Origin of the sequence: Acidisphaera rubrifaciens HS-AP3 (assembly GCF_000964365.1) — a bacterium.
Lineage (GTDB): Bacteria > Pseudomonadota > Alphaproteobacteria > Acetobacterales > Acetobacteraceae > Acidisphaera > Acidisphaera rubrifaciens.
This window is the reverse complement of the sequence record NZ_BANB01000759.1, coordinates 1-1,399: the sequence shown is the minus strand read 5'-3', so window position 1 is coordinate 1,399 and position 1,399 is coordinate 1. Positions and strand designations below refer to the sequence as shown.

Here is a 1,399-nt window from a genome sequence, read left to right as displayed (position 1 = left end):
CCGGCCGGTCCCGGATGCCGGCGCGGCGCTCGCCTGACATGACGGGCGAAGCGACCGCGCGGCACGCGGCATTTGACAGGCGGCGGCCGGTGTCTGTCAGACTGGCAGCCACAGGAGGTTCGCCCCGGCCCGTGACGACGGTTTTCCCCCCCTGGCCTTGACCCTGCCGCACGCAGCGACGATTGCTCCCGCGCTCCGGGCGGGTGCTTGCCGCCCGGCGAGGGCGGAGAGGCGCGGATGAGCGGGCAGGCGACCACATTGGACGGGCATGTATCCGGCGAACCGGTCACGGGCGGCGCCGCGCCGGCCGGCGGGACCCCGCGCGCCCATGTGATCACCTGGGGCTGCCAGATGAACGTCTACGACTCCGGGCGGATGGAGGACGTGCTGGCCGATGCCGGCTACGCTCCCGCCGACGTGCCCGAGGGCGCGGACGTCGTCGTGCTCAATACCTGCCACATCCGCGACCGCGCCGCCGAGAAGGTGTTTTCCGAACTCGGCCGGCTGCGCGTCCTCAAGCAGGCGCGGGAGGCGGCGGGCGGGCGGATGGTCCTCGCCGTCGCCGGCTGCGTCGCGCAGGCGGAGGGGGAGGCGTTGCGTGCCCGCGCGCCGTTCGTCGACGTGGTGCTCGGCCCGCAGACCTATCACCGCCTGCCGGACCTGATCGCCCGCGCCGCGCGCGACGGGGCGGGCGTGATCGACATCGACTTTCCGGCCGAGGACAAGTTCGACCATCTGCCGCCCGCGCGCGCGGCGGCGACGCAGGGGCGCGGCGTCACCGCCTTCCTGACGATCCAGGAGGGGTGCGACAAGTTCTGCAGCTTCTGCGTCGTGCCCTATACGCGCGGCGCCGAGAGCAGCCGCCCCGCCGCCGCCGTGCTGGACGAGGCGCGGGGGCTGGTGGCGGCGGGCGCGCGGGAGATCGCCCTCCTCGGACAGAACGTGAATGCCTGGCACGGCGCGGGGCCGGACGGCGCGACCTGGACCCTGGCCCGGCTGATCCACGCGCTGGCGGAGATCCCGGGTCTGGCCCGGCTGCGCTACACGACCTCGCACCCGCGCGACATGGACGACGCGCTGATCGACGCCCATGGCGCGGTGCCGGCGCTGCTGCCGTTCCTGCACCTGCCGGTGCAGTCGGGCTCGGACCGTATCCTGGCCGCGATGAACCGGCGCCACGGCGTCGACACGTATCGGCGCATCGCCGCGCGGCTGCGGGCGGCGCGGCCGGACATCGCGCTGTCGTCGGACTTCATCGTCGGCCATCCGGGCGAGACGGACGCGGATTTCGAGCAGACGCTGTCGCTGGTGCGCGAGGTCGGCTTCGCGCAGGCCTACAGCTTCAAATACTCGCCCCGCCCCGGCACGCCGGCCGCCGACCTGCCGCAGGTGCCCGCCG

1 protein-coding gene is annotated in these 1,399 nt (G+C 74.3%); it reads left to right on the top strand.

Features of this window, described 5'->3' with window-relative positions; translation table 11 throughout:
* Positions 1-237 precede the first annotated feature (237 nt).
* A partial coding sequence (gene miaB / locus B8460_RS17350; protein ID WP_148360676.1) for a tRNA (N6-isopentenyl adenosine(37)-C2)-methylthiotransferase MiaB occupies positions 238-1,399 on the top strand: 1,162 nt, incomplete at its 3' end.